29 protein-coding genes are annotated in these 26969 nt (G+C 67.4%); 18 read left to right on the top strand and 11 right to left on the bottom strand.

Translation table 11 applies throughout. The features are described from left to right. The first annotated feature begins 25 nt into the window (after nt 1-25). Entirely contained in the window at nt 26-847 is an 822-nt protein-coding gene (locus AB0I19_RS03160; protein ID WP_357143795.1) for an SAM-dependent methyltransferase, read from the top strand. Nucleotides 848-974: 127 nt separating this feature from the next. On the opposite strand, the gene AB0I19_RS03155 is transcribed toward AB0I19_RS03160, so the two are convergent. Beyond that, complete coding sequence (locus AB0I19_RS03155; protein WP_357143793.1) at nt 975-1313, bottom strand: hypothetical protein; 339 nt, start codon at nt 1311-1313, stop codon at nt 975-977. A 360-nt stretch (nt 1314-1673) separates the two neighbouring features. Here AB0I19_RS03155 and AB0I19_RS03150 point away from each other — a divergent pair, with 360 nt between their 5' ends. Then, on the top strand, nt 1674-2084 hold the full coding sequence (locus tag AB0I19_RS03150; RefSeq protein WP_357143791.1) for a DUF4189 domain-containing protein: 411 nt from the start codon (nt 1674-1676) through the stop codon (nt 2082-2084). A gap of 641 nt (nt 2085-2725) precedes the next feature. Continuing rightward, the gene (locus AB0I19_RS03145; RefSeq protein WP_357143789.1) at nt 2726-3883 is read left to right on the top strand and encodes a hypothetical protein; all 1158 of its coding nucleotides are present in this window, start codon (nt 2726-2728) and stop codon (nt 3881-3883) included. A gap of 61 nt (nt 3884-3944) precedes the next feature. On the opposite strand, the gene AB0I19_RS03140 is transcribed toward AB0I19_RS03145, so the two are convergent. Further along, nucleotides 3945-4553, bottom strand: a complete 609-nt coding sequence (locus tag AB0I19_RS03140) for a hypothetical protein (protein WP_357143787.1) — start codon at nt 4551-4553, stop codon at nt 3945-3947. Between the two features lie 64 nt (nt 4554-4617). Here AB0I19_RS03140 and AB0I19_RS03135 point away from each other — a divergent pair, with 64 nt between their 5' ends. After that, nucleotides 4618-5031 (top strand): Imm10 family immunity protein, encoded by a 414-nt coding sequence (locus AB0I19_RS03135; protein ID WP_067489470.1) that lies wholly within the window; start codon nt 4618-4620, stop codon nt 5029-5031. A 40-nt stretch (nt 5032-5071) separates the two neighbouring features. On the opposite strand, the gene AB0I19_RS03130 is transcribed toward AB0I19_RS03135, so the two are convergent. Together AB0I19_RS03130 and AB0I19_RS03125 are read right to left on the bottom strand one after the other, a co-directional pair. Next, nucleotides 5072-5869, bottom strand: a complete 798-nt coding sequence (locus tag AB0I19_RS03130) for an SAM-dependent methyltransferase (RefSeq protein WP_357143785.1) — start codon at nt 5867-5869, stop codon at nt 5072-5074. Between the two features lie 127 nt (nt 5870-5996). Then, nucleotides 5997-6488, bottom strand: coding sequence for a glutathione peroxidase (locus tag AB0I19_RS03125; protein ID WP_245655313.1), 492 nt, complete (start codon nt 6486-6488; stop codon nt 5997-5999). 162 nt (nt 6489-6650) lie between these two features. On the opposite strand from AB0I19_RS03125, the gene AB0I19_RS03120 reads away from it, so the two are divergent. Then, a complete protein-coding gene (locus AB0I19_RS03120; protein WP_357143783.1) occupies nt 6651-8138 on the top strand; it encodes an FAD-dependent oxidoreductase in 1488 nt (495 codons plus the stop codon). 144 nt (nt 8139-8282) lie between these two features. After that, the gene (locus AB0I19_RS03115) at nt 8283-9872 is read left to right on the top strand and encodes a GMC family oxidoreductase N-terminal domain-containing protein (RefSeq protein WP_357143781.1); all 1590 of its coding nucleotides are present in this window, start codon (nt 8283-8285) and stop codon (nt 9870-9872) included. 43 nt (nt 9873-9915) lie between these two features. On the opposite strand, the gene AB0I19_RS03110 is transcribed toward AB0I19_RS03115, so the two are convergent. Then, nucleotides 9916-10260, bottom strand: a complete 345-nt coding sequence (locus tag AB0I19_RS03110) for a DoxX family protein (RefSeq protein WP_357143779.1) — start codon at nt 10258-10260, stop codon at nt 9916-9918. A 112-nt stretch (nt 10261-10372) separates the two neighbouring features. Between AB0I19_RS03110 and AB0I19_RS03105 the strand changes: the two genes are divergently transcribed. Next, nucleotides 10373-11227, top strand: coding sequence for a sigma-70 family RNA polymerase sigma factor (locus AB0I19_RS03105; protein WP_357143777.1), 855 nt, complete (start codon nt 10373-10375; stop codon nt 11225-11227). 54 nt (nt 11228-11281) lie between these two features. Here the strand turns inward: AB0I19_RS03105 and AB0I19_RS03100 are convergent, their stop codons facing one another. After that, nucleotides 11282-11758, bottom strand: coding sequence for an HAD-IIIC family phosphatase (locus tag AB0I19_RS03100; RefSeq protein ID WP_067489449.1), 477 nt, complete (start codon nt 11756-11758; stop codon nt 11282-11284). A 212-nt stretch (nt 11759-11970) separates the two neighbouring features. Between AB0I19_RS03100 and AB0I19_RS03095 the strand changes: the two genes are divergently transcribed. Next, the gene (locus tag AB0I19_RS03095) at nt 11971-13194 is read left to right on the top strand and encodes a helix-turn-helix domain-containing protein (RefSeq protein WP_067638749.1); all 1224 of its coding nucleotides are present in this window, start codon (nt 11971-11973) and stop codon (nt 13192-13194) included. A 59-nt stretch (nt 13195-13253) separates the two neighbouring features. Here the strand turns inward: AB0I19_RS03095 and AB0I19_RS03090 are convergent, their stop codons facing one another. Then, entirely contained in the window at nt 13254-14429 is a 1176-nt protein-coding gene (locus tag AB0I19_RS03090) for a lipase (RefSeq protein WP_357143774.1), read from the bottom strand. 306 nt (nt 14430-14735) lie between these two features. After that, nucleotides 14736-16079 (bottom strand): lipase family protein, encoded by a 1344-nt coding sequence (locus AB0I19_RS03085; RefSeq protein WP_357143772.1) that lies wholly within the window; start codon nt 16077-16079, stop codon nt 14736-14738. 338 nt (nt 16080-16417) lie between these two features. Here AB0I19_RS03085 and AB0I19_RS03080 point away from each other — a divergent pair, with 338 nt between their 5' ends. From AB0I19_RS03080 to AB0I19_RS03065, 4 genes are all read left to right on the top strand, one after another. Then, nucleotides 16418-16669 carry a hypothetical protein gene (locus tag AB0I19_RS03080; protein WP_067638753.1) on the top strand — a complete coding sequence of 84 codons (252 nt, stop codon included), beginning with the start codon at nt 16418-16420 and terminating at the stop codon, nt 16667-16669. A 67-nt stretch (nt 16670-16736) separates the two neighbouring features. Continuing rightward, on the top strand, nt 16737-17219 hold the full coding sequence (locus AB0I19_RS03075; RefSeq protein WP_357143770.1) for a DUF2599 domain-containing protein: 483 nt from the start codon (nt 16737-16739) through the stop codon (nt 17217-17219). 33 nt (nt 17220-17252) lie between these two features. Then, nucleotides 17253-17909 carry an SDR family oxidoreductase gene (locus AB0I19_RS03070; RefSeq protein ID WP_357143768.1) on the top strand — a complete coding sequence of 219 codons (657 nt, stop codon included), beginning with the start codon at nt 17253-17255 and terminating at the stop codon, nt 17907-17909. A 348-nt stretch (nt 17910-18257) separates the two neighbouring features. Further along, a complete protein-coding gene (locus AB0I19_RS03065; RefSeq protein ID WP_357143766.1) occupies nt 18258-18497 on the top strand; it encodes a hypothetical protein in 240 nt (79 codons plus the stop codon). Between the two features lie 56 nt (nt 18498-18553). On the opposite strand, the gene AB0I19_RS03060 is transcribed toward AB0I19_RS03065, so the two are convergent. Continuing rightward, the gene (locus AB0I19_RS03060) at nt 18554-19438 is read right to left on the bottom strand and encodes a helix-turn-helix transcriptional regulator (protein WP_357143764.1); all 885 of its coding nucleotides are present in this window, start codon (nt 19436-19438) and stop codon (nt 18554-18556) included. Between the two features lie 18 nt (nt 19439-19456). Further along, complete coding sequence (locus tag AB0I19_RS03055) at nt 19457-19681, bottom strand: DUF397 domain-containing protein (protein WP_067490288.1); 225 nt, start codon at nt 19679-19681, stop codon at nt 19457-19459. Between the two features lie 360 nt (nt 19682-20041). Between AB0I19_RS03055 and AB0I19_RS03050 the strand changes: the two genes are divergently transcribed. The 5 genes from AB0I19_RS03050 (at nt 20042) to AB0I19_RS03030 (ending at nt 24770) form a co-directional block, all read left to right on the top strand. Next, a complete protein-coding gene (locus AB0I19_RS03050) occupies nt 20042-20275 on the top strand; it encodes a hypothetical protein (RefSeq protein ID WP_357143762.1) in 234 nt (77 codons plus the stop codon). Nucleotides 20276-20364: 89 nt separating this feature from the next. Beyond that, a complete protein-coding gene (locus AB0I19_RS03045; RefSeq protein WP_067489418.1) occupies nt 20365-20799 on the top strand; it encodes a CBS domain-containing protein in 435 nt (144 codons plus the stop codon). Between the two features lie 49 nt (nt 20800-20848). Then, entirely contained in the window at nt 20849-22078 is a 1230-nt protein-coding gene (locus AB0I19_RS03040; protein WP_357143760.1) for a heavy-metal-associated domain-containing protein, read from the top strand. After that, a complete protein-coding gene (locus AB0I19_RS03035) occupies nt 22075-23466 on the top strand; it encodes a decarboxylase (RefSeq protein WP_357143758.1) in 1392 nt (463 codons plus the stop codon). Before AB0I19_RS03040 ends, AB0I19_RS03035 begins: the two co-directional genes overlap by 4 nt. Continuing rightward, a complete protein-coding gene (locus tag AB0I19_RS03030; RefSeq protein ID WP_357143756.1) occupies nt 23463-24770 on the top strand; it encodes a pyridoxal-phosphate dependent enzyme in 1308 nt (435 codons plus the stop codon). Before AB0I19_RS03035 ends, AB0I19_RS03030 begins: the two co-directional genes overlap by 4 nt. Here the strand turns inward: AB0I19_RS03030 and AB0I19_RS03025 are convergent, their stop codons facing one another. Next, nucleotides 24771-26261 (bottom strand): condensation domain-containing protein, encoded by a 1491-nt coding sequence (locus AB0I19_RS03025; protein WP_357143754.1) that lies wholly within the window; start codon nt 26259-26261, stop codon nt 24771-24773. 207 nt (nt 26262-26468) lie between these two features. Between AB0I19_RS03025 and AB0I19_RS03020 the strand changes: the two genes are divergently transcribed. Beyond that, nucleotides 26469-26852 (top strand): cold shock domain-containing protein, encoded by a 384-nt coding sequence (locus tag AB0I19_RS03020; RefSeq protein WP_245655315.1) that lies wholly within the window; start codon nt 26469-26471, stop codon nt 26850-26852. Nucleotides 26853-26969: the final 117 nt, after the last annotated feature.

Below are 26969 nucleotides of genomic sequence, written 5' to 3'. Positions count from 1 at the left end.
GCCGCACAGGAGGAAGCGACAACAAGTGAACACAACAGACCGCCCACAGCGCGTCATGTTGGACCAGTCCCGCCCCAACAGCGCTCGCGTTCACTCCGCCTTGCTTGGCGGCAAGGACTACTACCCCGTCGATGGCGTGATCGCCGAAGAACTTGCGCGGAACAAGATCGCGCCCGCGATCGACGAATCCCGCCGATTCGCCCGCCGCGCCGTCATCCATCTCCTGAACCACCACCGGGTCACCCAGTTCGCCGAACTCGGGTGCGGGTTCCCACACACCCCGAATATCCACGACATCGCAGAAGGTCACACCAGCAGCGCGCGCACGCTCTACATCGACAACGACCAGCTCGCGGCCAACCACGCCCGCGCCCTGATGGCGGGGCACCACGCCCGCACCGCCGAAATCGACCTCACCGACACCACCGCCGTAGTCGACGCCATTGCCACGACCTTCGACATGTCGGCGCCTATAGCGTTGATACTGTCCGGCACTGCCGAACTCATAGAGGACGCGCCGTCGATGATCGCGGCGTTGGTCCACGCGCTACCGGCCCGGACATGGCTGGTGCTCACCCACATCACCGCCGACGTTTTCGACCACGACATCACATCGGCCGTGAAGGCCCTGCGCGCAGTCGGGATCGCTTACGATCCACGCACGCATGATGACATCGCGTCGATGCTCACCGGCTACCACCTACACACCCCCGGGTTGGTCGCCCCGCACCGATGGCGACCCGAATCAATCGGACCGGACCGCTACAGTCGCGCCACCGAACCAATGCACCCCGAAGCATGGGACCTCAGCGCTTACGCCGCCATCGGACAGCGGTGTCGGGCATGAGCCGATCCCGGCCCTCGTGAACGCACGGGTCGCGGCAATAGCGGATGGTTCGACGTGCTACGTGCCGCCATGCAGCGCCGCCTAACCTACGACGAATACGGTGTGCGCTCGGCGGCTCCGTGCGCCGTCAGCGATGGTCTGAGGACTGCGCTGCGTGTATCGCGGCTACGACGGATGAAGCATGGAGATCGACCACCACGTCTTCGCCGTCGCGGCGGCCACGTTCAGAGACTGCCAACCCGATCAGTGCCAGCTCCGCAGCGCGGTCGCGTAAAGCATATTGGTCGGGGGTTTCCTCCCCGATCTCACCGCTTTCGTCACGATTCCAGGCGGCCACGGCTGCCTCGGCCAACTCGAGGGGCAAACGAACGGAGACCGGCTGAACCCGAGGGGCGATCCATTCGCCAATAGCGGCAAGCACTTTCGAATCGTCAAGGTACCTGGTGTTCGGCTCTTGCTCGGTCATGATGGGAGCGTATGCAGCTGATCCACAGCGTGTCCAACGTTATCCTTATCCGCCACCACCTCGGGCTCTCGGCGACCCGGAGACCGGCAAGGGCCGAATCTGGCGCAGCCACGGCTCTGACCCGGGCCACTCGTCGTCATCGTTGACCGCGTCCGTCTTTGCGCGAGGCGATGGCCGCCGACGAGGGCGCTCTCGCAGCCAAGGGCGACTAGATCGGTTTCGGCAGATCCATCACGAACACCGCAGTGCGTGATGGTCCTTGCGGTGCCCCCAACACTTGGGTCGGTCTCGAGTCCATGCGCTGCGGTATCTTCCAAGCGATCGCCGCACCCTGGTCGGCGCGCAGAGGAAGCACGCCACATGTTCAACAAGTCTTTTGCGGTCGCCGCGCTCTCGGTTAGCGCCGCTGCCGTTCTGGCGGCACCGCCCGCCGCCGCCGACCCGGTCAACTGGGGCGCCATTTCCCTCAGCGTGTGGGGCAACGTCTACGCGTTTTCGATCAACCACCCCACGGAAGCCGACGCCATTCGAGCCGCCGACCAAGCGTGCAAGGGTCAGGGCATCATCGACTGCCGGATGAGGGTGACGTTCGCGAACGGCTGCGGCGCAATCGTGACGAGTCCGCTCGCGATCGTCGCAGGGTTCCCGATCGTGGGCTTCGGCAAGGGAGCTACCCCTGGGGAGGCATACACAGACGCCATCCGCAACCTTCCCATCGGCACCGGAAGCGTCGGCTCGTTCAATCGCGAACATGCCTGCACCCAGCCTTGATCCAGTTCCAGCACGGTCCTCGACAAGAGGGACACTCGTGCGCTGAGGTGCTGTAGCGGTGTAATCCGGCCTGGGCGTGCACTATTCGCTCTAACGACGGAAACCCCTCGATTCAGCCGAAAAGTGCACATCCAGACCGGGGGTCCACTCCTGGTCGGTTCGAACAGGGCGGCACGCGGCATACAGGCCGTCCAGCGGACCGCATCAGCTTGGCAACGATCACTCCTTGGTGGCTGCTGGTTTCATTGGCCAGACTCTCGGACCGCGCAGGTCAGCTCTCGCGTAACGACCGCCTGTACTTTGGAGTCTCGGAAGCGAGGATGATCCGCCCCGTCACCGGGTGGGGCGCCCGTGACTTCGCCACTTTCGACGGATCTCTGTCCGCCACCACCATCACAACCCAGCCCCCGGCCACGATCAGCCCTGCGGGTCTCCAACAGGAGGACGGAAACGCTCCAACAGGAGTCCAGCTGCACGTGATGCAAGGCAGCCGATTTTCCTCAGCAAGGTCGAACGATACGTCCGGCCTAATAGGTGTGCCTCCGACCACCGTTGACAACTCGACCGATACGACCGTCGACCGTTTCTTCGACAGGTGGGCCGGGAGCTGGCCCTCTATGCTGTCGTGCGATCGTTGCGTGGTGAGTACTCACCCTCGCGATCGCGATCTCGAAGGAGATCTGTCCGAGCAACTGCGTTTCCTCGCCAGCTCCGCATCTGCATTCGACGGGGGCGAACTACCCGAATCGAAGCGCATCGCCCTCGTCATCAGGGTTTTGGTCCACGACACCAGCGCCAGTCACAGTCTGCTCGCCCAACTCGGGATCAAAGATAGCCTCAGGTGGGCAGACAGCGCTCCGGTCATCGACCGCAATCCGAACATCGTCGCTCATAGTCCCGGTCTGACGACCATGGGCGTCGGTCACGATGACGGGATGACATTCCTGGCAAGAACCGCCGATCAGATCGAACAGTCTAACTCGACTCGTTACGTGAGCTTCGACGACTGGTGGCGTCGCCCCGTTCTGCTCGATGCAAACGGTGCCGAATTCAGTCGGAAGGACCTTGTCCTGGCTCTCACGAACAAGGATGGCGGGGCCCATATCGATAGGTTGAACGAGACAACCCACGCGCTCGTACACTCGAACAGCGTCGGATTTGTACGCTTCGGCACGGGTGCATCGGAAGCTGAACCGATCCCGACGCCAATCTATGCATCCGTGCGGACGATCGCCGAGGAACTTCTTCTGACTCTGCGTCGCAGCGGGCGGGAAGTCCCCCGGTCGACGATGGCTCCCCCGCTGGGGACGCTCGACGCATTCCAGGCGGGCGATGTCGTCGGCCCGGCAGCGGTATTCGACAAATCGCGAGTCGGCGTTGCGAGCACGACCGTCAAGTTCGACACGCTTCCTGACGTGACATTCACGGTGTGGCGGGCCGAAGACAACCAATTCGATGTTGATGGTGGGGGCGCATTTCCAGCCGGTTATCTGGAGATCGTCGGCGTCCTTGACTCGACAGGCGACATAGTTCACGGTTCGGGATTTGCTGGGCCCACCGAAGAGTCCACCCCACCTGGAGCTTCAGTCCATTCGCTGCCACTGTCGTGTAGGCGATTTGTCTTCGAGAACTTCCCCGAAGCGATGTTCTACGCTAACCGGTCAGCCGAGCAACGGGAGGTAGTCGGCCCGTTCGGCCAACAGATACAAGAAGCTGGATGGGTTGATCTCTTTGTCACACTCCGCGGCTCGACGTGGCTGATCGGCGGCTTCGCCGGGCCGACCGGATCCATCCGCTAAGCGTGAACTAACCGCCCTGGAACGGTCAAAGGACACGCGCGATCATCGGCATTACGGATGCTTAGACGGGGCTCGGTGATAGCGATGTGGCGCAGACCGACTCCCGCGTTCGGTGACTAGAAACCCTGAGCGCGCCATCGAGGTTCGCGGCAGCGAGGATGCGCTGGTCTTGGTGCATCGCCCGCACTGCGGCCGCGCTGCCGAGGAAATGGCCGTACATGGCGACCTCGGTCACCAGCGCCCGCATATGAACCCGAGCTTCGACACCAGGCAGCAGCAGATCGACTGCTTCACCGGCGCGTCCGGCATCGGCCAGCAGCTTCACCGAATATGCGATGGCGTCGCGATCACCGCTCACGACCTTGGAACGACACAGCGCAAGAGCCTCGCCCGTGCGCCCGCAGTCGGCCAATACCGTGGCGACGGCCTCTATAGCTGTCCACCAGCCGGTCTCGGCGAACGGCCGCAACACCTCGATCGCCGCGTCGTGCCGACCGTTGCGGTGTTGCACGGCCGCCAGACCGTGGGCGCAGAACCAGTCGCCTTGCCCGGCCCGCCGCGTGACCTCCTCGAGATGCCCGAGCTCGATCAGCAGCGACACGTCCCACTCGCGCAACCACCCGTCATACCAACGTCGACGCCGTTCCAACTCGGCCGCATCCTTCACCATCGGAACGGTATCGCCCAAAGGATGAGCGGGACCTTCTGCGTCCAAGAGGTGCTAGAACCTGTGCATGGCATACAGGTTCACCGCGCTGGTTGCGTGCGGGCTCGATGATCCAGACGTAGACGATTGTGTAATGGCGGGTGTGGCCGAATCGAACGACGAAGACGGGTTCTCTCTATTGCTCATGTGCGATTTCGAGGAACCCGACGAACAGGAAGTGGCGCTGGGCATGGACACCCATTGCGTCGTCACGCGCGATCAGGGCACCGCCTACGGCTGTGTCCGTGAGGTGGAGTTGAGCGGGGACGTCCTCCGCGTGAGCTTGAATCCCGAAGCGCTCGAAGATCTCGGCCTGTCCGATGCCGTGGTCGAGGCGCTGCTACGCGCGCCGGAAGCGGAGCTGGCACGTCTGCGCGAAGTGCTGCCACGGATACTGGCCTACGGACGTCCCGAATCCAGGCCACGACTGATCATGTCGTAGCAAGACAACCCTGCTTGCTGGATGCGAGGAGAACACCTCGCTAGCGCTTCTGACCGACCCCGCCGAGGATGCAGTGGCGGACGTCGGACAGAGGGGTGAGGTGGGGGCCGTCGGGCCACCAGTCGTCGCAGCGGACGAGGCCGGGTTCGATCAGGGTGGTGGTGCCGAACATGGCCTGGATTTCGGGGCGGGTGCGGAAGCGGCCGCTGCCCATGGGGCTGTGGATGAACTTCTCTTCCATCTTCTTGGCCAGTTCGCTGTAGTCGGGGGATTCGGGGTCGTGGAAGTGGGCGATGGCGATGAAGGAGCCGGCCGGGAGAGCGTCGATGTAGGTCTGCATCAGGGTGGGGGCGTCTTCGCCGAGGTAGTGGTGCAGGGTGCCGATCTGGAACAGGGCGATCGGGCGGGTGAAGTCGAACTCGGTGCGCACGATCTCGTTGCCGAGAACGTCGAGGGGCGCGAAGATGTCGGCCTCGGCGATGTGGGTGCGGCTATTGCTCGCCAGCAGCGCTTTTCCGTGCGCCAGGACCGAGGGGTCGTTGTCGACGTAGACCACGCGCGATTCGGGATTCACCCGCTGCACGACCTGATGGGTGTTTTCCGCCGTGGGCAATCCCGAGCCGAGATCGAGGTACTGGTCGATCCCCATTCTGGCGAGGAAGCGGCACACGCGGATGAGGAAATCGCGGTTGGCCCAGGCCAGGTCGTTCACCTGCGGTGCGACGGTGCGGACCTGGGCCAGTACGGCGCGGTCGACCTCGTAGTTGTCCTTGCCGTTGAGCGCGGCGTCGTAGACGCGAGCGATACTCGCCCGTGTCGTATCGACTCCGACGGGCACGGAGCTGGGGTATGCGGCTGAAGCGTGCGACATCGGATGCCTCCGTGGTTTCGGACGGGCGCCTTTCCGAATTCAGCCTAGATGATCTATTCGCTTGGTAGGGAACGTATCTCGATGGGGCGATAGGTCAGAGCTGGGCTTCGACGGCCCGCACGACCTCGGGGTCGTCCGGGGTGGTGCGCGGACGGAATCGCGCGGCCACCGCGCCGTCGCGGGCGATGAGGAACTTCTCGAAGTTCCACTGCACGTCACCGGCCGCGCCCTCGGCGTCCGGGGTCTCGGTGAGTACCTGGTACAGCGGGTGCCGGTCGTCGCCGTTCACCGAGGTCTTCGCCAGCAGCGGGAAGTCGACACCGTAGGTGACCGAGCAGAATTCCTGGATCTCCTCGGCACTGCCGGGTTCCTGGCCCATGAACTGGTTGCACGGCACACCGATCACGGTGAAGCCGCGCTCGCCGTAGTTCTTCTGCAGGTCGACCAGGCCGCTGTACTGCGGGGTCAGCCCGCATTTCGAGGCCACGTTCACCAGCAGCACGGCCTTGTCGCCCGCCAGTTCGCCCAGCGTGGTCGGCTCGCCGGCCAGGGTCTCTACTGCGATGTCCCGAATGTTCGCGCTCACGTGTGCACCACCAGATTCTTCTCGACGTGGGTTCGATCGCCACCGTACCGGAGCCGCGAGCCGAAATCCGTGTCCCGCTGGACGGGAATTCTGTAACACGTTCTTGTTTTGTGGGCGTCCACGCGGCACCATTTCGGTACACACCCACCATCGGAGGCAGCCGTGACCGACAACAGCCCGCGTACCGACACCGTCCGGCCCCTGCGCGAGAACACCGTCGACCAGTGGGATTTCGAGGTCGACGTGGTCGTCGCCGGCTACGGCATCGCGGGAGTGTGTGCCGCCATCGAAGCCGCACGCGCGGGCGCGAAGGTCCTGATCCTGGAACGCACCGGCGGCTGGGGTGGGGCCGCCGCACTCGCGGGCGGCTTCGTCTACCTCGGCGGCGGGACGGCGCTGCAGCGTGCGCTCGGCTTCGACGACACCCCCGAGAACATGGCTACCTTCCTGACGGCCGCGCTCGGCCCCGGTGTCGATGCCGCCAAGATCGCCGACTACTGCGCGGGCAGTGTCGAACACTACGACTGGCTCGTGGACTGCGGTGTGCCGTTCAAGGAGGAGTTCTGGGGCGAGCCGGGCTGGGAGCCGCCGCACGACGAGGGCCTGATGTATTCCGGTGGCGAGAACGCGGCGCCGTTCCTCGATATCGCCAAACCCGCACCGCGCGGGCATGTTCCGCAGCTGGCGGACAAGAAGATCGGCGAGCGCAGCGGCGGGTACATGCTGATGAAGCCACTGGCCGACACCGTCGCCGAGCTCGGTGTCGCCGTCGAATACGACACCCGCATCCGACGGCTGATCGTCGACGCCGACGACCGGGTGGTCGGCCTGGTCGCCACCAAGTTCGGTAAGCCGGTCACGGTCCGAGCTGCCCGCGGCGTGGTCCTAGCGACCGGCAGTTTCGCGTACGACACCGAGATGATCGACCGCTACACCCCGCAGCTGAGCGGCCGCCCCGGCGCGGCCATCGAAGAACACGACGGCATCGGCATCCGGTTGGCGCAGGCGCTGGGCGCCGAACTGGCCCACATGGACGCCAGCGAGGTCGCGATCTTCGGTGACCCGCAGATGATGGCGCGCGGCATCCTCGTCAACGGGCGCGGGCAGCGCTACATCGCCGAGGACACCTACCCCGGCCGGATCGGCCAGGCCACCCTGTTGCGGCAGGAGAACCAGGCCTTCCTGATCCTCGACGAACGATCCCTGGAGGAGGCCCTCGCCACCGAGAGTTCGACTCCGTTCTTCCGGTTCCCGCCCAAGTGGGTCGCCGAGACGGTCGCCGAACTCGAGGCCGAGATGGGTCTGCCCGAGCAGGCGCTGCAGACGACGGTCGCCACCTACAACCGGCACGCCGCCAACGGCAGCGATCCCCTGCTCGGCAAGAAGCCCGAGTGGGTGCGCCCGATCGAGGGCTCGCTGGCCGGGTTCGATCTGCGCGGTTTCACCGCCGGATTCACCCTCGGTGGGCTGCGCACCGATCTGGATTCGCGGGTGCTGCACGTGAGCGGCGAGCCGATTCCCGGGCTGTTCGCCGCCGGTCGGTGCACCTCAGGGCTGTGCGCGGGCGGTTATGTCAGCGGGGCCTCGCTCGGTGACGGCAGTTTCTACGGTCGCCGCGCGGGTCGCGCCGCGGCGGCCGGTACCTACTGAGTCCCACCGGACGCCGACTGTCAGTACGCTGCTTGCAGCACCCGGCCCGACGCCGAGTCAGGCTGTGCTCGCGGTGTTTTCACGCGGGCCTCGGGTGTATCCGTGTTGGCTACGACAGATGCAGTGCAGGATCGGAGTTGGACAGTGCAAGCAGGTGGGACGTCCGCGGATTACGTGATCGTCGGCTCCGGGTCAGCGGGGGCGGTGCTCGCGAACAGGCTCAGCGCCAACGCGGGCACCACGGTCGTACTGTTGGAGGCGGGGCCCGCCGACGACGACAAGTTCGCCCATATTCCGGCGGCGTTCTCGAAACTGTTCCGCAGCGAACTGGATTGGGACTACTCCACCGAACCGCAGCCCGCGCTCGGTGACCGCCGGATCTACTGGCCGCGCGGCAAGACCTTCGGCGGCTCGTCGTCGATGAACGCGATGATGTGGGTGCGCGGTTTCCGCGCCGACTACGAGGAATGGGGGCTGCTGGCGGGCGAGAAGTGGAACTTCGCCTCGGCCGTCGAACAGTTCCGCAAGATCGAGAACGTGCAGGACGCGCAGTTCCCCGACGAGGGCGCGAAGGGGCCGCTGCACGTGCAGCGTCAGCGCAGCCCGCGCGCCTCCACCCATGCCTTCCTCGAGGCGGCGCGGCAGGCGGGCCACAAACTCGAGGCCGCGAATCGTCCGGCGCCCGAAGGTTTCACCCAGACCATGGTGACCCAACGCGACGGCAGGCGCTGGAGCACCGCCGACGCCTACCTGCGGCCCGCGATGAAGCGCGCCAACCTCACCGTGCGGGCCGAGGCACTGGCCACCCGGGTGCTGTTCGAGGGCACCAAGGCGACCGGCGTCGAGTTCCTGCACGACGGGCAGACCCACGTGGTGACCGCCGCCAAGGAGGTCATCCTGTGTGGCGGCGCGGTGAACAGCCCGCAGCTGCTGCAGCTTTCGGGCATCGGTGACCGCGAACAGCTCACCGAACACGGCATCGACGTGGTCGCCCACTCCCCCGAGGTCGGCGCCAATCTGCAGGACCACCTGATCGCCGCGCTCGGCTACAGCGTGGAGTCCGATTCGCTGTACACGGCGGAGAAGCCGCTGGAACTGCTGAACTATCTGGTGCGGCACCGGGGCATGCTCACCTCCAATGTGGGTGAGGCGTACGGCTTCGTGCGCAGCGAACCCGAGCTCGAGCACCCCGACCTCGAGCTGATCTACGCGCCGGCGCCCTTCTATCACGAGGGCCTGGTCGAGGCGACCGAGCACGGTGTGGTGCTCGGGTCCATCCTGTTGCGGCCGCGTAGCCGTGGCCGGATCGGTTTGGCCTCGGCCGACCCGACCGCCAAGCCGGTGATCGATCCGCGCTACCTGTCCGACCCCGACGGCGCCGACCTGGCCGCGCTGACCGCCGGTCTTCGGGTGTGCGCCGGGCTCGCGGGCCAGCCGGCGCTCAAGAGCACGCTCGGGCCGCTGATCTACCCGCCGCAGGCGCCCGATGATCTCGAGGCGACGATCGCGCTGACCATCGAGAAGTTCTCGCACACCCTGTACCACCCGGTGGGCACCTGCCGGATGGGCACCGACGCGGCCAGTGTCGTCGGCCCGGATCTGAAGGTGCGCGGTGTCGAGGGTCTGCGTGTGGCCGATGCCTCGGTGATGCCGTTGATCATCCGTGGGCACACCAACGCGCCCGCGATCTTCATCGGCGAGCAGGCCGCCGACTTCATCCTGGCGAGCGCCTGAGCCGCCGGTGGTGGCGCGCCGACGCGGCACGCCACCACCGGTCTCACGCCACGGCCAGCGTCAGCGAGGCGCCCGCGAGCAGCAGATAAGGCAGCGGATAGGCCACGTGCGAGTAGCAGCGGGTGAGCAGCACGGTGATCTCGGCGCCGATGAAGTACAGCACCAACCCGGCCGCGGCGGCCACGGCCAGCGGCCGGTACGCCAGCCCCGCCAGCAGACCGATCCCGCCCGCGGCCTTGATGACGGCCAGCGGTGGCAGCGCCCAGGTGGGCAGCCCGTATTCGCGCATGTTCTCGCGCACCCAGTCGGCGCGGAACACGTCGATTCCCGAGGCGACCAGGGCGGCCAGCGCGGCGAGCACGGTGACGACGACGTATGCGGTGTTCATGGATTCCTCCGTTTTCGGCGGACGAGCGCCTCTGCCACAGTGGAGACAGCAAGGCGACGACGGCGGAGTGCCGTCTTTCCCGGTGACGACCGGCGACCACGAAAGGTGACCGATGCGCGCGGATTCGCTCGCGCTGATGTTCGAGCAGCGCCGTGACCGGCTGCGTCGTCTCGCGCACCGGATGCTCGGTGCCACCGCCGAGGCCGAGGACGTGGTGCAGGAGGCGTGGTTGCGCCTGGCCAGGACCGACGCGGTGATCGCCGACCTGGACGGCTGGCTCACCACCGTCGTGTCCAGACTGTGCCTCGATCTGTTGCGAGCCCGCGCGCGCCGCCCCGAAACCCATGCCGACGAGGTCGACCTCCCGACCACCGATGCCGGTCCGGAAGCAGAAGCGCTGCAAGCGGATTCCGTGGAGCGTGCGGTGCTGGTGGTGCTCGACGCGCTGGGCCCGGAGGAACGGGTGGCATTCGTGTTGCACGACCTGTTCGCAGTGCCGTTCGCCGAGATCGCACCGGTACTCGGGCGCACCCCCGCGACGACCAAGAAGCTCGCCAGCCGGGCCAGGCAGCGGGTCAACGCGCCGGCCGCGATGAGCACGGCCGACCTCGCCGAGCAGCGCGCGGCCGTTGCCGCGTTCCTGCGGGCCGCGCGCGGCGGTGACCTCGTCGCGCTGCTCGAGATTCTCGCGCCCGATGTGGTCCGCACCGCCGACCCGGCGGCGCTCACACCGGGGATGGCCGCGGTGGTCCGCGGTGCGCGGGCGGTGGCCGAGGGTGCGGTCGCGCTGCGGCAGCGCTCGCGCGAGGCGGTCATGGTTCTCGTCGACGGCAGGCCCGGTCTGGTGCTGACCCGGGCGGGCAGGCCGATTTTCGTGCTGACCTTCCAGGTGCGCGAGGGCCGGATCGGCGCCTACGACGTGTCCGCGACTCCGGAGCGGTTCACGCTGTCGCTGCCGACCTCATGATTTCAGCAGTCGATGCAACTTCGCCGTCGATGCATCGACCCGGAATAGCGCAGGTCAGAAGGCCGGAACTCGCGCGAAACCGAGTGGCGGAGTCGGCATCGGACCAGAACGAAGGTCGTGGCGGAAGTCGGGAAGCAGCGGCAGCATGTCGACATTGCGTGCCGCGTAGCAACGCACCATCGGCAACGCACGCGAGACCTCGGCGCGCTCCACGGGTTCGGCATCGATGAACGCCATGCCCTCGAGCCCCAGCCCGAGGGTGCCCGCGATCCGCACGATCGCGGCCGACTTGCGTCCCCAGCCGATCTCGACCGCCGAGAACATGTCGTGGAGCCCGTGCCGATAGAGCGTGCGCATGGTGCGCGCGCGGTCGCCTCGGGCCGCGACGGCATGCAGCACGCCGCGGTCGCTCAACATCGTCAACGTGCGCAACGCCGGTGGGCGCGGCGCGGCGCTGGTCCCGTCGTGGACCACACCGTCCCACAGGGTTTCGTCCAGTTCCCAGACCAGACAACGGACGGCAGGTCGCATGGTGGTGCCCCTATCGGTTCGTTCCGGCGCGCTGAACTCTACAACCTGTGATGCCACCGGGACCAGCCTTGTGACGGCCCACCAACATCGGGCGGTGGACACGCGAACGTCACCCAGAACCCGGCGTTTCATTCCGGATCTTGCCTGCCTTGGCTAGGGTGAACAGGCTGGACAGCGGGGGGACAGCCGAAATCAGGCGAAGGGAACTTCAGATGTCCGTACACAATCCACCACGGCAATCGCTCACGATCTCGGGGCGGCCGATGTCGTCTCCCCTCAAAGACGTCCGAGCGTTGTCACGGCAGATGGTAGGACATTTCGTCGAGAACGTCGCGCCGTGCGGCACACTGCCGGGCGACGCCATCACGGGGGACGTCACCACCATCACCCGCATCTGCCTGGAATTCGCGGTCAGCATGCTCGACGGCCGCGATATCCCCAGCACCTTGCAGCGTCTGCAGGACGCCGCCAGCGCCTGGGCCCGCGAGGGCGTGCCGATCGACACCATCCACCACTCCATCGCCGAGGGCTTCAAAATGGGCCTGGACCTGGTGGTCTCGAGCGCGTCGGTGAAGGACTACGACAACCTCGTCGACGGCGTGAAGATGGTGATGGAAATGCTCGACACCATCACCTGCCAGGTCTCGCTGGCCTATGTGCGCGAGTTGCGCGGCGTGGTCAGCGAACATCACACGGCGGTGCACACCCTCACCTCCGCGCTGCTCGGCGGGCACAGCACCTCGACCATGGCCCGCGAATGCGGCATCGCCATCGCCGAGCAGTACGCCGTGCTCGCGTTGTCGATTCCGCCGCACCGCGAGGAGGCGAATCCGGCGCTCGATCAGAAGGTGGTGGCCCGGCGCAAGCTGCGCCGCGTGCAGGCCGAGCTGGCCAAGCGCTGCGGTGATACGGCGCTGTCGCTGCTCAGCGTCGACGGCGGCACCGTGCTCATCCCCGCCGAGACCTTCGACCGCGACGGCCTCACCGCCCTGGTCGCCCAGCTCTCCCAGGCCGCGCAGGTCGGCATCACGGCCGCGCTGGTCGAGACGAGCACCACCGGCATTCCCGATGCCGCCGATCAGGCCCACGAACTGCTCGACATGGTCCAGCGCCTCGAGGTCACCTCGGGTCTGTACCGCTTCGACGAACTCGCGCTCGAATACCAGCTCACCCGGCCGGGGCCGGGACGCGAATTCCTCGGCTCGCTGCTCGACCCGCTCGACCAGTTCCCCGAACTGCTGGAAACCCTGCAGCGCCACATCGCCAACAATCTCAACCGCCAGCGCACCGCGCGGGTGCTGCACGTGCACACCAACACCGTCGACTACCGGCTCAAGCGCATCGGTCAGCTCACCGGTTTCGACCCCACCCAGCCGTCGGGCCTGTGGTACCTGCGTTCGGCGCTGGTCGCCCGCAGCTACCGCACCACCGTCTGATCCACGAAAAGGGCGCTGCCCGGGGATGATTCCCCGGGCAGCGCCCGTTTCACTCGGGGTCAGAGGCTGCCGCCACCGCCGACCAGCCAGGGGTTGAAGGTGCACACGATCTGATGACCTGGATCGATGGCGTTGAGCGCGATCGACAGGGCACGCGGCGAGTACATCATCGTGAGATGGTCGGAGACGTCCTGCTCACAGCCTTCCTGCAGGGTGATGTTGCGGACGGTGGAGCCCGGGCCCTGCTTCAGGAAGGTCAGATCGTAAGGGTTGGTGACCTCGTCGTACCGGGTGCCGACGATGGTGTAGTCGATGCCGGGAACAGTGTCGCCGTTGGCATTGAGCTGGTTGACGAAGTCCGAACCGATGGTCTGCTGGATACCGGCGTGCCCGACGAAGATCTCGATGAAGCCGAGGATGTCGATGCCCAGGTTGTTGATCATGCGGCCCAGGGCGCCGATGCCGTCGAGGCTGGTGCCGTGGTGGGTGGCACCGTAGGTGATCAGGTTCTTCACCTTGTCGGCACCGCCGTCGAACTTGGTGTACCAGTTCGACATCGAACCGCCCTGCGAGTGGGCGACGATGTCGACTTCGTCGGCGCCCGTGGCCGCGAGGACCCGGTCGACGAACAGGGCCAGCTGATCGGCCGAGTCCTGGATGTAGCCGGTGCCCATCACGCCGGGCAGCACCGACCCGAGACCGCCACCTTCGAGCAGGTTGGCGCGACCGTAGTTGAAGGTGAAGGTGCACAGCCCGGCGTTCTTGAACTCCGGGCCCATGAACGCGTAACCGTTGTAGGCGTTCATCCAGGTGCCGTGCACCATGACCAGCGGACGGTCGCCGTCGGCGGGCTTGCAGTTCCAGTCGTTGGCGCCGGGGGGCGCCGCGTCACCGTTGCCCAGGCCGTAGGCGAAGGCCGCGAGGAACGAGGTCTGGGCCGGGCCGACGCCGACGGTGTCGCTGGAGTAGCCGCCCGAGGAACCCGAACTGGAACCCGAGCCGCCATAGCAGTCGCCGGAGCCGTTGCCCGAGCCGGTGCCGCTACCGGAGTTGCAGGCCGAGCCGCTGGGGCCGGCCACCGACCGGCCCGCGGCGATGATCTCGGCGAGAGCCTGCTCGGTCGGCGCGTCGTTGGGGGCCGCGCCTGCCCCTGGGCCGGTGAGCGCCACGGCGAGCGCGCTGACGCCGGTGAGCATCGCTGTCTGCAGCGTGCGTCGGCGACTGGGAGATTTCATCGTTGGCGTATCTTCCTGTGCGATTCGATAATTCGTGTCCCCTTTTTCGATCGGGAATACGAATGGCTTGTCGAAACCGCACCGAACATAAGCCCGCGAATTCACGACATTTCGTTTCTCCGTGGGGTTCTGGGTAGTTCACCACCGGTCGACGACGGGCCCCATGACGGCACACAGGAACTTTTCCCCACGGCGATCCCGCAGGTCGGGACGCTGATCGGGAGAAATAGTGATACTTCCCAGAACATTCGGCCGTTCACACTGACCGAGCACTGAAACACCCACATTTCGGCCGGAAAAAGGGGCTCAACATTCGCTGCGCGCGGGAATCCCCCGTAGCCGCTCGTCGAGCCACAGCATCGCCTCCGGATATCCCGTCACCGCACCGACGATGTGCTCGCCGAGCACCCCGCGATACACCGCGGTCGCGCCGAGTTCGCACTGTTCCTGATAGAGATTGCGCGCGCCCTCGGCCGGGATCCAGAACTCCTGCTCCCCGTTGTAGACGTAGAGCGGTGTGGCCGAACGCATTCCCTCCATCCGGGTGACCTCGTAGATCCGGGCGGCCAGGTCCGAGCGCAGGGGGTCGGCGATATTGGCGCCGACATCGATGGGCAGGTGCAGGATGCCGGGCAGCGCGAAGATGCTGACGCACTGGTCCTTCATCGCCGAGGTCGCCACCCAGCGGCCGAGATTGTTCATGGCGGCCAGGATTTCGGGCCGCTCGCGCCCGACCGCGAGGGTCGCGGCCATGAAGATGCCCGAAGCCAGATTGGCGTTCATGCTGCGGGCGAGGATCTCGAAGTCGGCGGGCACGCCGCCGAGGGCGGCACCGACGATCACCTCGGCCAATTCCGGTGCGTAGGAGGCGATCAGCTTCGCCGCGCCGTGCGTGGCGATGGCGCCGCCGGAGTACCCCGTCATCGCGAACGGGCTGGCGTCGTAGGTCTGCGGTTCGACATTCCTGGTTGCCCGGATCGCGTCGAGGACGGCGTGTCCGGCGACATACGGTTCGGCGTAAGCCATTCGGGGGCCCTGATGGTCGGGGATCAGGACCGCGTATCCGCGTAGCACCGCCAGCTGGGTGGTCGGCGGCAGGAACTCGGTGGCGCTCGATTTCAGCGAAAGCCCGTGTGTGAACGTGTAACCGGGCGTGCAGGACAGCCCGAGCGCGTCGATGGGCAGGTTGTTCACCAGCACCGGCCGGGCGCCCGGACCGGTCCAGTCGGTGGCGGGCACGATCAGCGTCGCGGTCGCGAACGACGGGGCACCGTGGGCATCGGAGGTGCGGAACTTGAGCAGATGCGCGGACCGTACGGGAACCAGGGTCAGCGGGCCCGCGACGGCGGTGACGTCGCGCACCTGGATGAGCTCGCCCGGTGCCAGCTCGGCCAGGCCGTCGGGCCAGTGATCGAAGGTGGGATCGCCTACGGGAGAGGGCATTACGGCCGCCCGTAACGCGGCGAGCTCGGCGTCGGGATCGGTGTCCGCGCCGGACGGGATCGGCGAGGGCAGCACCTGATCGATCCAGCGCTGCAGATCGGGCAGGATTCCCGGGGCTGCCGGGGGCAGGGGTTCGGCGGTTGCGGTGCCGACGGCGAGCGGACACAACAGCAGTAGCGAACAGAGCAGGACACGCACAGATCTCATGGCACTCACACGCCTTCGGGTGGCACATCGGACTCGTGACCTGACACCCGGCGATGCGGTACTCGAAGCCGCGGCGAAACCTCCCCTGTGCGCCGTCGTCAGTGTTCTCACGGTACGTCCCACCGCATCGGCGCACGGCCGTCGTTCCCGACTCGTGCACGCCCCGCGTCCGGATCGCAACAACCTCCCATGTTCGATACTTCGGAGAAAGTACCGGCTCCGGACCAGGCGGTTTGTGAATTCTCCAGCCGAGTCCAGAACATGTTCTCCTTCATGGTCGAGCGCCCTACCGTCGAGTAGCAAGGCGCCTACCAGCGCCGGGGCAGAAGGAGCACGCCATGATTCCCATCGACGCGAACATTGCCGCCGCCGGTCACCCCCTCGACCACACCGACATACCGACGCGGCGGATCACCGTCTACTTCGACGGGCCCACGCCGCAGGACGCGATGGTCCTCGAATACGCCGCAACCCAGTCCGAGGCATGGGAATTCACCACCGCCGCCGTGCACGCGGGTCTGCTGGTGACCGTCGACGGACGAGTGGAGCCCGGCCTGCGCCGGTTGCCGTGCCGTTCGCTGTGGCACTGAGCCCCACACCGCCGCACTAGGCTGGTGCGGCGGTCGTGTCCCGATCGCAGGGACACAGGAGGCGCGCGTGACACGGTGGCAGTACCCGATCGCCGTGGCCGTGCTCGCGGCACTCGCCGTGGCCGGTTGCGGTTCGCAGGAGGCCGAGCAGGCCGCGCCGACCACCGTGGCACCGACCACGACCGCCCAGCGCACCGCCGTCACCCTCGCACCGCCGACCACCACCGTCGACCCGTACGCCGGCCTGCCGCTCATCGACGAGGTCCGCTGGACGAGCAATGTCGACGGCGCCCGCCTGCTGGTGTTCCCCACCGTTGCGGGTCGCAAGACCGCCGCGCCCGGCACCGACGAGGCGGCCTGGCAGGAAGTTCTCGCCCTCGACCCCACCGCCGACTCGCCGGGCATGCGTGACCAGTTCCTGTGCCACTGGGCGTGGGCGAGGATGGTCGCGCCGGACAAGACGAGCTGGAACCTCGAACCGTGGCGACCGGCCGTCGGCTATTCGGCCACGGTCTCGGCGAACTGCAATCCCGGCGGCCCGGAACGCTGAGGTCCGCGCCGCGCGGCGAAAGGAGCACAGGTTATGCGCGTTGTCATCGCAGGCGGACACGGCAAGATCGCCCTGCTACTGGCCGGGCTGCTCACCAGGGACGGCCATCAGGTGCACGCTCTCATCCGCGATCCCGCCCAGGCCGCCGACATCACCGCGACCGGCGGTGTCCCCGTGATCCACGACATGGAGCGTGACGACCCGGCCGACCTCGTCGGCGCCGTCGCCGGGTCGGACGCGGTGGTCTTCGCCGCGGGGGCGGGCCCGGGCAGCGGCGTGGACCGCAAGTACACCGTCGACCTGGGCGGCTCGGTCCAGCTGGCCGACGCGGCCGACCGGGCCGGGGTGCGCCGGTTCGTGCAGATCTCGACGATGGGCGCCGGTCAGCCGCCCGCACCGGGGACCGACGAGGTGTGGGCCGCCTATATCGACGCCAAGACCAAGGCCGAGGAGGATCTGCGGGCCCGCGCGCTGGACTGGACCGTCGTGCGACCGGGCAGGCTCACCGACGCCGAGGGCAACGGTCTGATCACGCTGGGACCACCGCCGGTCGGGCGCGCCGATGTGCCGCGCGCCGATGTCGCCGCGACGCTCGCGTCGATCTTGGTCGCCGACAATACTTTTCGGCGCACCCTCGAGGTGGTGTCGGGGCACGACCCGATCCAGTCGGCCGTCGCCGCGATTCGATAGCCGAAAATTAACCAGGCCAATACTTTTGAGGCCGCTCGGCGTGTCGGCCGGGTACCGGACACCGGCCGACCCCCACCGGTACGCCGCCGATGCCCCGGTCACACCGCTGTTCGGTGCTTGCGGTGTGCGAATCCGGTGGCGCCGAGTCGGATTCGCCGCCCAGAAGCCGGGGTGAGCACCGAATCGAGACCTAATCGATCGTGCAGATGTGCTTGCATCTGAAAGTCTCTCCGTCCTAAACTCAGGGCCGCAACACAATTCAGGGGATAGTCAGGGGAGGCCGCGAGCGGCACACCTGGGGCTATAGTTGCCTCGGGTTTGCCACTGCCTAGACACAGGGGCGTTCACATGAACCACACCACCGGCCGTTTCGGCCTCGCTGATCGCGCAGCGGTCACCCACCCCTCGAGGGAAACCGCGGTCGCTTTCGTCATCGACGCCGTCGAATCCACCGGCGCCGCGACCCGCAACGATTTCGATATCGAGCGCATCGTCACCACGGCCCACGAACTGGCCGACGACTGGGACCTGCAGGTGCTGACCCCGGACACGTTCTGGCGGATCGCATCCGGCTGCATCCGCTACTGATCCGGTCGGCCGCCGCTCTCGCCGAACGGGAGCGGCACTGCGGCCCGACCAGTCGGTCAGGCCCGGTCGGCGTAGTCGCGCAGGATCTCGCGCGAGCGGTCGGGGTGCGCGGCCTGCACGCTGAGCTGATCCATCACCGACAGGTACAGCGCGAGATCCTGCCTGCGCTCCAGGTAGAGGGCGCTGGTGAGTTGCTCCAAGTACACGATGTCGGGCAGCTCCGGCTCGGCGAAGCGGAGAATGCTGAACGAACTGCCCGCCGCCGCGTGCCCGCCCGCCGAGTACGGCAGCACCTGCACGGTGACGTTCGGCAGCGAAGACAGTTCGATCAGGTGACGCAACTGATTCCGGTGCACCTCGCGCCCACCCACCGGCCGGTGTAGCACGGCCTCGTCGATGACCGCCCACACCACCGGCGGGTCGACGCGGCGCAACACGTCCTGGCGCAGCTGACGAACCTGCACGCGCCGCTCGGTCTCGGCATCGTCGAGACCGACGGTGACGATCGCCCGGGTGTACTCCGGGGTCTGCAGCAGGCCGGGCACCAATTGGGTCTCATAGGTACGGATTTGGCTCGCGGCCTGTTCGAGCCCCAGATAGGTGCTGAACCACGACGGCAGCAGATCGCTGTAGCGGTGCCACCAGCCCGGTTCGTTGGCCTGTCTGGCCAGATCGAAGAACGCCTCACGATCTACGGGGTCGGTGACTCCGTAGAGCGTGAGCAGATCACGGATGTCGCGTTCCTTGAAACCGGTGCGGCCCAGCTCGAGTCGGCTGATCTTGGCGTGGGAGCCGCGGATCGCCTCCCCCGCCGCCTCGCGGGTGATGCCCTTGCTCTCCCGCAACCTACGCAGTTGCCCACCGAGCGCGATGCGCAGCACAGTGGGACCACGGTCGACGATCGGTTGTACACGACCGATCTCGTGGGGTTCAGCCGTCATGACTCGCGATCTTACCGATCAGCAGGTCAAGTCGTCGAACTCTCCGGCCTTGGCGCCGCGGATGAATGCGTCGATCTCCGGGCGTGTGTAGTAGATGACCGCGCCGCGCGGGTCGCGCGAGTTGCGCACAGCTACCGACCCGTCGGACACGGCGGCAACCTCTACGCAATTGCCGCTGGCGTTGCTGTACGTGCTCTTGCGCCAGGCGTGGTCGGCGGGCCGTTCGCGCTGATCATGGTGCATTGCGGACATGCATTACTCCCTGTTCTCGTGTGATGTCCATCGGAGTGAAAGTTGCAGATGCACGCACAAACGTTCTTGCATCCGCTTTGCGCGATGCGGACATTAACACGCAGCCCGCGGTTGCGCACCGGTCGGTACGTACTCGCGCCCAGGGGGCGGGTGGCGTTCGCAAAGTGACGTCCAGTCCCCTGAATTCGCAAGGGCCACAGAGCCATCGGCCGCCGCAACGCCCCGATTGAGATCTCCGATGTGCTTGCATCTGCAATCACCGCACCCATAGACTCGGGGCAAGATCAACCCCGGGGCCCGCTCGTCGAGAGCTGGGGCAGGCCCGGGCCCACCGGACACGAGGGGCCTGCGATGAGCATTCCGTATCGACCACCCCGCCGAGTCTCGGCCGGCACCGCCGGACTCGAGCTCCCGCGCGGCCTCGCGGCAGAGGTAGCGCCGGTTTCCGCGTGTAGTGACGAGCCCTACGGGCTCACCTATCGGCAGGCTCGCGAGATGCTGCGTCAACACGACATCCACGGCCCGCAGTGCCGCCAATGGCTGGCCGCGGCGGCGTATCTGTCTGCGGGCCTGGACGACGAATAGCGCGGTCGTAACGTCTTCGTGCTGGTCACGGCGGTAAAGGCGGGGCATGCTTGGAGACGGACGGTCGGCGCGAGCACAGGTGGCGGCGTATGCGGATTGCGGAGATTCTGCGAAGCAAGGGCACAGCGGTAGCGACGGTGCCACCGGACACCACCGTGCGCGCGCTGCTGACGGTGCTGGCCGAACGCAATATCGGTGCCGTGGTCGTCTCCCCCGACGGCGCGACGATCGAGGGCATCGTGTCCGAACGCGACGTGGTTCGCCGCCTCGCGGTGCACGGCGCCGAACTGCTCGACCGGCCGGTCGCCGAGATCATGACCGCCCGGGTACGCACCTGCGGTCCCGACGACCACGTGTCCTCGCTGCGCGATGTGATGACCGAGCACCGCATCCGGCACATGCCGGTGGTGAGCGAGGACCGGTTGATCGGCATCGTGAGCATCGGTGACGTGGTCAAGAGCGAGATCACGGAACTGGCCACCGAACGCGAGCAGCTCGTCGACTACCTGCAGGGCAGGTACTGATCGTCGCGCTCGCGGCCGAAAAGCGTTGTCCGCGCGTATCGTTGACGAGGTGCACCCCGCGCAGCAGTACGACCGCCGTGTCGCTTCGCAGGTCCTCGCCCGGCTCGCCGCGCCCGGCATCTTCGCGGGCGTCGAGACCGTGCCGGTCCGGATCGCCTTCCGCGCGCGGGCTTTACAGCCCGAGCCGGGTGGGCGGCTCACCCAGTCGCAGCGGATGTATCTCGAGCGCTTCATGCGACCGTGCCGCCCGGAGCAGGTGACCAGCGCGACGCATCGCATCACCTGGACCGACAGCGCGGGCATTCCCAATACTGCGTACTACCGCCGCGACGGCGCCGGACCCGAGCTGGCTGTGGTCGCCAGGGAAACCGTACTGGCACTGTGGGATTCATTGGCTCGATCGGGTCTGCCGGAGCGGTCCGCCGATCTGAGCGAGCGCGAACGGTCGGTGCTGGCGGCGACCACCACAGACCACGAACCGCACGAGATCTTCCGGGTCGGCATCGAAGCCGCCGGGCGGGCCCTGGTCCAGCACGGCCTCCTCGCCGCCGATACCCCGTATCGCGGTATCGCGGAATTCGCCTGCGGGATGCGCGATTCGGGGATCTTCGCGGCGGTGGCGACGCGGTGGTTCTGGGAGTTGCAGGCCTCGACCTATCGACGCGGCATGATCCCGGTCCGATTCACCACCTTGCCCGATGGCACCGTGCGGTACACGCCCGAGTCGGTGGCGGTACTGCGGGCGATGAAGGAGGCGACCATTGCCGACGCGCACGCGGTGATGCGCAAGGCAACCACCGAGGAGGGCCTCGATGTCGAGCAGGCCGTGGCCAAGTACCACGACGACCTCGATCTGATCTCACGGCAGTACGCGCTGCTGCCACCCGGAACCGGGCCGACGTGTCTCGCGGCGCCACCGGGTGCGGACGGGTCGTCGGTGCTCGGCGCGGTCGCGAATCAGTTCGTCGAGACGTTCGTGGCGCTCTCGGAGCTCGTGGAGGACGTCGAGGACGTCACCGAGGTACCGGTCGGCAGCGAACCGCTCGCCGACGACAGCGTGTTCTCGGTGCCGGACATGAGTTGCCGTCACTGTGTGCGGACCATCGGCGCCCTGCTCGAGTCGATGGATGTTCCCGTGATCGAGATCGATCTGGCCACCAAACGGGTGATCGCCCGGATTCGCAGCCCGCGCCATCGGTTACGGGTGTTCGAGGCGTTGCGCGACGGCGGGTACAACCCGGTCGACGAGGTGCCCGTGCCCGGCACACCGGTGGAATGACCCCGCCTGCTGTTCCCGCTGCCCTGCACCCGGTCGTGGCGGCGTTCCTGGCGGACCGAACGGCGGTACACGCGGCGCTGGAGCGGTTCGGATCACCGCTGCACCTGGTGTTCCCTCAGGTGTTCGACGACAATCTCGCCGCGCTCACCGGGGTGCTGGACAGCGCACGGTGTAGGTCGCGGATCTACTACGCGCACAAGGTGAATCGGTCCGCGGCCTTCGTCCGCTCGGCCGCACGGGCGGGGATCGGTATCGATGTCGCGTCCGGGGCGGAGTTGCGGTCGGCGCTGGACGCGGGTTTCGCACCCGACCGTGTCGAGATCACCGGGCCCAAGGGATCGTCACTGTTGCGGGCGGCCGTGGCGGCGGGGGTGACGATCAATGTCGACAATCTGTGGGAGCTGGCGCGTATAGCCGAACTCGCCGACGCGCAAGTGCCGGTGCTGCTCCGTCTTTCGGGCTTCCCGGGCAGTGCGCCGAGCCGGTTCGGCATCGATCTCGGCGACGTGGGAGAGGCGTTCGATCTGCTGGCCCGGCACCCCGACCGGCTGACACTGCTCGGGGTGGCCTTTCACCTCGATACCGCGTCCACACAGGAACGGGTACGGGCCGTCGGCGAGTGCCTGACGGTGGTCGAGCGGGCCTACGCGCGCGGGTTCACACCGTCGGTGCTCGATATCGGCGGTGGGCTGCGTCAGGTCTTCGTGGCCGACCCGGCCGCCTACGACGCCTACGATCTGGCGCTGCGGGCCGGATTGCTCGGCCACGGGCCCGCTCTGCACTGGGGCACGGGCAGTTTCGGCTATCACGTCGCCGACGGCGTCGCGCACGGCACACCGGTGTTCCACAAGTACGCCAATACCGACTCGGCCACCGACATCCTGACCGAAATCCTCGACGCGCCCCTGCCGGGACATGGCGGCAGGGCGCTGAGCGCGGTGCTGGCGGACAATCTCCTCGACCTGTGGCTGGAACCCGGCAAGGCACTGGCCGATCGCGCGGGGATCACCGTGGCCCGGGTCGAATTCGTGAAGCGGGCGGGAACCGGGGCGACGCTGGTACACCTGGATCTGAGCCGCGACACCGTCACCGCCGCCGACCAGGAGGTGCTCATCGATCCCCTCGTGCTGTCCGAGCCCGGCGAATCCGCGCCCGCCGGAGTGTTCTTCGCCGGTCATCTGTGCTTGGAACGTGATCTGGTGACCCAGCGGCAGGTGCGGGTGACACGGATCCCCGACCCCGGCGACCCGGTGGTGTTCCCCAATACCGGGGCCTACCACATGGACCTGTCGGCAGCCAACGCCGCCATGCATCCGACACCACCGAAAGTGGCTGTGCTGCATCGTGACAGCCGATTCGAGCTGTGCGGCGACGAGGTGTGGCGATGATCTACTCCCACATCACCGAGCTGATCGGCAACACTCCCCTGCTCCGCCTCGACCCGCGGGCGCACGGGCTGGCGGGAGTCGAGTTGTACGCGAAACTGGAGTCGCACAATCCGTTCGGGTCGGTGAAGGACCGCATCGCCTGGTCCATGATCCGCGACGACATCGAGACGGTGGCGGCAGGCGGGCAGTCGTTCATCGAGGCGTCCAGCGGCAATACCGCCAAGGCGCTGCGGGTGCTCGGCGCGCTGCACGGTGTTCCGTTGCGCGCGGTCACCAACCGTATCCGGGTCACCGAGGTACGCCAGTTGCTGCAGTTGCTCGGCACCGACATCGTGGAGCTCCCCGGCCTGTCCGAGTGCCCGGATCCGCATGCGGCCGACGATGTTTCGGCGGTCATCGAGCACACCACCGGGCAGGCGCCCGAGCGCTGGTATCACCCGTCCCAGTACACCAACGAGCGCAATGTCGAGGCCCACCGCGACGGTACGGGTGCCGAGATCGCCGCCGACCTGGCCGCGGCGGGCATCGAACACCTCGACTACCTCGTGGGTGGGCTCGGCACCACCGGCTCCACCCGCGGCACCGCCACCGCCCTGCTGGCCACCCATCCGGCGCTGCGCACGATCGGCGTGGTGTCGGACCGGTTCGACTTCATCCCCGGCATCCGCTCCGAACGCGAGATGTGGGACGTCGGCCTGTTCCGCCCGGATTTCTACCACGACATCGTCACCGTCGACTCCGCCACCGCCATCGACGCCACCCTCGATCTGGTGCGCGGATACGGCGTGCTCGCGGGTCCCACCAGCGGTGCGGGCTATGCCGCCGCCCTGCGCACGCTCGCCGACGCTCCACGCCCCGGGGACCGCCCGCTGGTCGCCGTGCTCATCGTCTGCGACCGACTCGAGCCGTACCTGTCGTATTTCGCCAAGCGCCGACCCGACCTGTTCGGTGCGCCCGCGGCCCCACCGCCACCGGACGCCGGCTCCGCACCGACGCTGACGCCTGCGGAGCTGGCCGAGCTCGATCGCACCGGCCGCCCGACTGTCGTCGACACTCGCGGCGCGATGGCCTACCGGGTCGGCCACATACCGGGTGCGATCAACCTGCGCGACGATCAGCTCGATGACATGCTCGGCCAGGGGATGCCGTTCCCGCGCTCACGGCCGGTCGTGTTCGTGTGCCCGATCGGAGAAGCGTCGCTGCGTTTCGCAGCTCTGACCAGGCAGGCCGGATACGAGGCCTTCAGCCTGGCGGGCGGGGTGGTCGCCTGGCGCGACGCGGGGCTGCCGCTCGAACGTGGCTGATCAAACCAGCGCCCGCATCGCCCGTCGCGGCGACGGTGCCCGGCCCGTGGTCGCCAGCAGCGGCGGCAACGGACCACGGTAGCCGTCGGCGAGCAGCGCGACCACCGCGCGGAACCGGTCGACGAAACGTGCGGCGACGGCGGGGTCGAAGCGCGCGAGGGGATATAGGAAAGACCCGTCGATCCCGGCCGGAGCGCCGTGGGTCTCGTAGTGCGCGGTGAGGCCGAACTCGAGATCGTGTTTGGCGCGCACCACCCCGGTCGGCACGTCCGTGATCGAGAACGACTGCGCGGCAGACGGTTCCGTTCGCATCGACTTCTGCAGGATGAGCGTCGCCTGGAACAGCGGCAGCGCGGCGTCCTGCGGCAGGCACCGCTTCAGTCGCGGATTCGGGGTGTCGGGGTGGGCGTAGGCGGCCAGCGCGACCCGGCGGACCTGGTCGATGAGTTCGTCGACGTCGGCCGCCCGGTCCAGGCGCACCCGCATCAGCACGTCATCGGAGAAGTTGCCGACGAGGGCGTCGAGCAGTCGGTGGTCGCGGCCCGAAACCGCCGTCGCGACAGTCACATCGGCACAGCGCGCGAACGCGCCTACCGCCACCGCGAACGCCGCCTGTAGCACCATGAACAGGCTCGCCCGCCGATCCTGGGCCAGCCGCAGCAGGCCCGCGTGGGTGGTGGCGTCGAAGGCGAGGGGAATCAGCGCCCCGGCGGCGGGGTCGGTAGGCGGCGCCGACTGTGGCCGCGCCGGGAATTCGAGCAGTGCGGGCCGGCCCGCCAAAGCGTTGGCCCAGTACCGCAATTGGTGGGTGGCCCGGCTCCACTCGTCGGTGAACTCGCCGAGCTGGGCGTGTTTCCACAGCGTGTAGTCGGAGTAGGTGACCGGCAGCGGCTCCCAGCGCGGGGCTGTGCCGGTGCGACAGGCCAGGTACGCGGTCACGAGGTCGCGCGTCAGCGGGGCCATCGACCGTCCGTCGACCGAAATGTGGTGCACCACAAGGGCGAGGACGACATCGTCGGGAGCGAGGACGAACAGCCGGGCTCGCAGGGGCAGATCGCGGGCCAGGTCGAACGGCCGCGCCGCCAGGTCGGCGATCTCGGCGCCGACGGCTTCCTCGCCGAGGGTTCGCACCGCGATGTCGAAGACGACCTCGGCCGGGTCGAGCACCTGCTGAGCCGGCCCGTGCTCGGTCAACGGGTAGCGGGTCCGCAACGGTTCGTGCCGCGCGACCAGCAGCTCGAGGGCGCCGCGCAGAGCGTTCACATCGATATCGGCGCCGCGAATGCGCAAGGCGCGCGCCACATTCCAGTCCGCCGAACGTCCATGTCTCGCCGCATGCCACATGCGTTCCTGCGCGGGCGCCAGCGGCACGTGCGGGGGCCGGCGGCGTGGCTCGAGCGTCACCACGGGCGGCGCCGGGAAACACACCGCCTCGGCCCGCGTCGTCGCCACCGCGACACCGCGACCGGAACCCCCCGACCTGATCCCCATACCGGGATCCACCACAGACCGCCAACCTCCACCCGTCTCGAAACTGATGTGGGACGCTAACGAGCCGATGTGAACAAACAGTTACCGCATCGTGACCGGGCCTGGGCCACCCCGCACCGGGCCGTCGCCGACTATCCACTTTCCGGAGAAAACACCCAAAAGCCGCGTTAGAGTGGGCGACGGGAAAGCGGAGCGAGGAGCTGGTCGGTGTCTGTCGGGAAATTGGTGTCTTTCGATGGTTCGCGGGGTTTCGGGTTCATCCGCCCCGAAGACGGTGGACCCGATGTGTTCGTCCACGTCAACGACATCGGTCTCGACGAGGACGAACTGCGCCAGGGCAGGCTTTTCGAATTCGAGGTCACCGAGGGCGATCGCGGCCCCAAAGCCGTGAACCTGACCGCCGCCGGGCACAGTGCCCCGAGCGGCCGCAGCCGCAAGGGCGGCGGCGAACGACTCGGTTCCGAGGAAATGCGCAGGCAGATCACCGAACTCCTGCTCGAGGCGTCGCCCGCCCTCACCGCCGCCGAGATCATCACCATTCGCGACCGGTTCACCACCTTCGCCGACGAACACGGCTGGCTCGACAGCTGATCCGAACGCGCTGATCACGCTCCGCGTGTGTGTCGGTCCCCCGGCCTACGATCGCATAGCACCGATTAATCGGGTGCGCTCGCGACGTCGATACGGGTGACAGGAACCCGCGAGGAG

Source organism: Nocardia sp. NPDC050413, from assembly GCF_040655475.1.
GTDB classification, from domain to species: domain Bacteria; phylum Actinomycetota; class Actinomycetes; order Mycobacteriales; family Mycobacteriaceae; genus Nocardia; species Nocardia coubleae.
Note: the sequence above shows the minus strand (reverse complement) of the source record. Positions and strands in the feature narration are given on the sequence as shown.

What these genes read in the sequence shown, in the direction of transcription:
- AB0I19_RS03065 (WP_357143766.1), top strand. Translation starts at nt 18,258, where the DNA reads ATGAACCACACCACCGGCCGTTTCGGCCTCGCTGATCGCGCAGCGGTC.
- AB0I19_RS03060 (WP_357143764.1), bottom strand. Translation starts at nt 19,438, where the DNA reads ATGACGGCTGAACCCCACGAGATCGGTCGTGTACAACCGATCGTCGAC.
- AB0I19_RS03045 (WP_067489418.1), top strand. Translation starts at nt 20,365, where the DNA reads ATGCGGATTGCGGAGATTCTGCGAAGCAAGGGCACAGCGGTAGCGACG.
- AB0I19_RS03085 (WP_357143772.1), bottom strand. Translation starts at nt 16,079, where the DNA reads ATGAGATCTGTGCGTGTCCTGCTCTGTTCGCTACTGCTGTTGTGTCCG.
- AB0I19_RS03030 (WP_357143756.1), top strand. Translation starts at nt 23,463, where the DNA reads ATGATCTACTCCCACATCACCGAGCTGATCGGCAACACTCCCCTGCTC.
- AB0I19_RS03100 (WP_067489449.1), bottom strand. Translation starts at nt 11,758, where the DNA reads ATGCGACCTGCCGTCCGTTGTCTGGTCTGGGAACTGGACGAAACCCTG.
- AB0I19_RS03150 (WP_357143791.1), top strand. Translation starts at nt 1,674, where the DNA reads ATGTTCAACAAGTCTTTTGCGGTCGCCGCGCTCTCGGTTAGCGCCGCT.
- AB0I19_RS03135 (WP_067489470.1), top strand. Translation starts at nt 4,618, where the DNA reads ATGGCATACAGGTTCACCGCGCTGGTTGCGTGCGGGCTCGATGATCCA.
- AB0I19_RS03080 (WP_067638753.1), top strand. Translation starts at nt 16,418, where the DNA reads ATGATTCCCATCGACGCGAACATTGCCGCCGCCGGTCACCCCCTCGAC.
- AB0I19_RS03070 (WP_357143768.1), top strand. Translation starts at nt 17,253, where the DNA reads ATGCGCGTTGTCATCGCAGGCGGACACGGCAAGATCGCCCTGCTACTG.
- AB0I19_RS03050 (WP_357143762.1), top strand. Translation starts at nt 20,042, where the DNA reads ATGAGCATTCCGTATCGACCACCCCGCCGAGTCTCGGCCGGCACCGCC.
- AB0I19_RS03090 (WP_357143774.1), bottom strand. Translation starts at nt 14,429, where the DNA reads ATGAAATCTCCCAGTCGCCGACGCACGCTGCAGACAGCGATGCTCACC.
- AB0I19_RS03035 (WP_357143758.1), top strand. Translation starts at nt 22,075, where the DNA reads ATGACCCCGCCTGCTGTTCCCGCTGCCCTGCACCCGGTCGTGGCGGCG.
- AB0I19_RS03105 (WP_357143777.1), top strand. Translation starts at nt 10,373, where the DNA reads ATGCGCGCGGATTCGCTCGCGCTGATGTTCGAGCAGCGCCGTGACCGG.
- AB0I19_RS03095 (WP_067638749.1), top strand. Translation starts at nt 11,971, where the DNA reads ATGTCCGTACACAATCCACCACGGCAATCGCTCACGATCTCGGGGCGG.
- AB0I19_RS03140 (WP_357143787.1), bottom strand. Translation starts at nt 4,553, where the DNA reads ATGGTGAAGGATGCGGCCGAGTTGGAACGGCGTCGACGTTGGTATGAC.
- AB0I19_RS03155 (WP_357143793.1), bottom strand. Translation starts at nt 1,313, where the DNA reads ATGACCGAGCAAGAGCCGAACACCAGGTACCTTGACGATTCGAAAGTG.
- AB0I19_RS03025 (WP_357143754.1), bottom strand. Translation starts at nt 26,261, where the DNA reads ATGGGGATCAGGTCGGGGGGTTCCGGTCGCGGTGTCGCGGTGGCGACG.
- AB0I19_RS03110 (WP_357143779.1), bottom strand. Translation starts at nt 10,260, where the DNA reads ATGAACACCGCATACGTCGTCGTCACCGTGCTCGCCGCGCTGGCCGCC.
- AB0I19_RS03055 (WP_067490288.1), bottom strand. Translation starts at nt 19,681, where the DNA reads ATGCACCATGATCAGCGCGAACGGCCCGCCGACCACGCCTGGCGCAAG.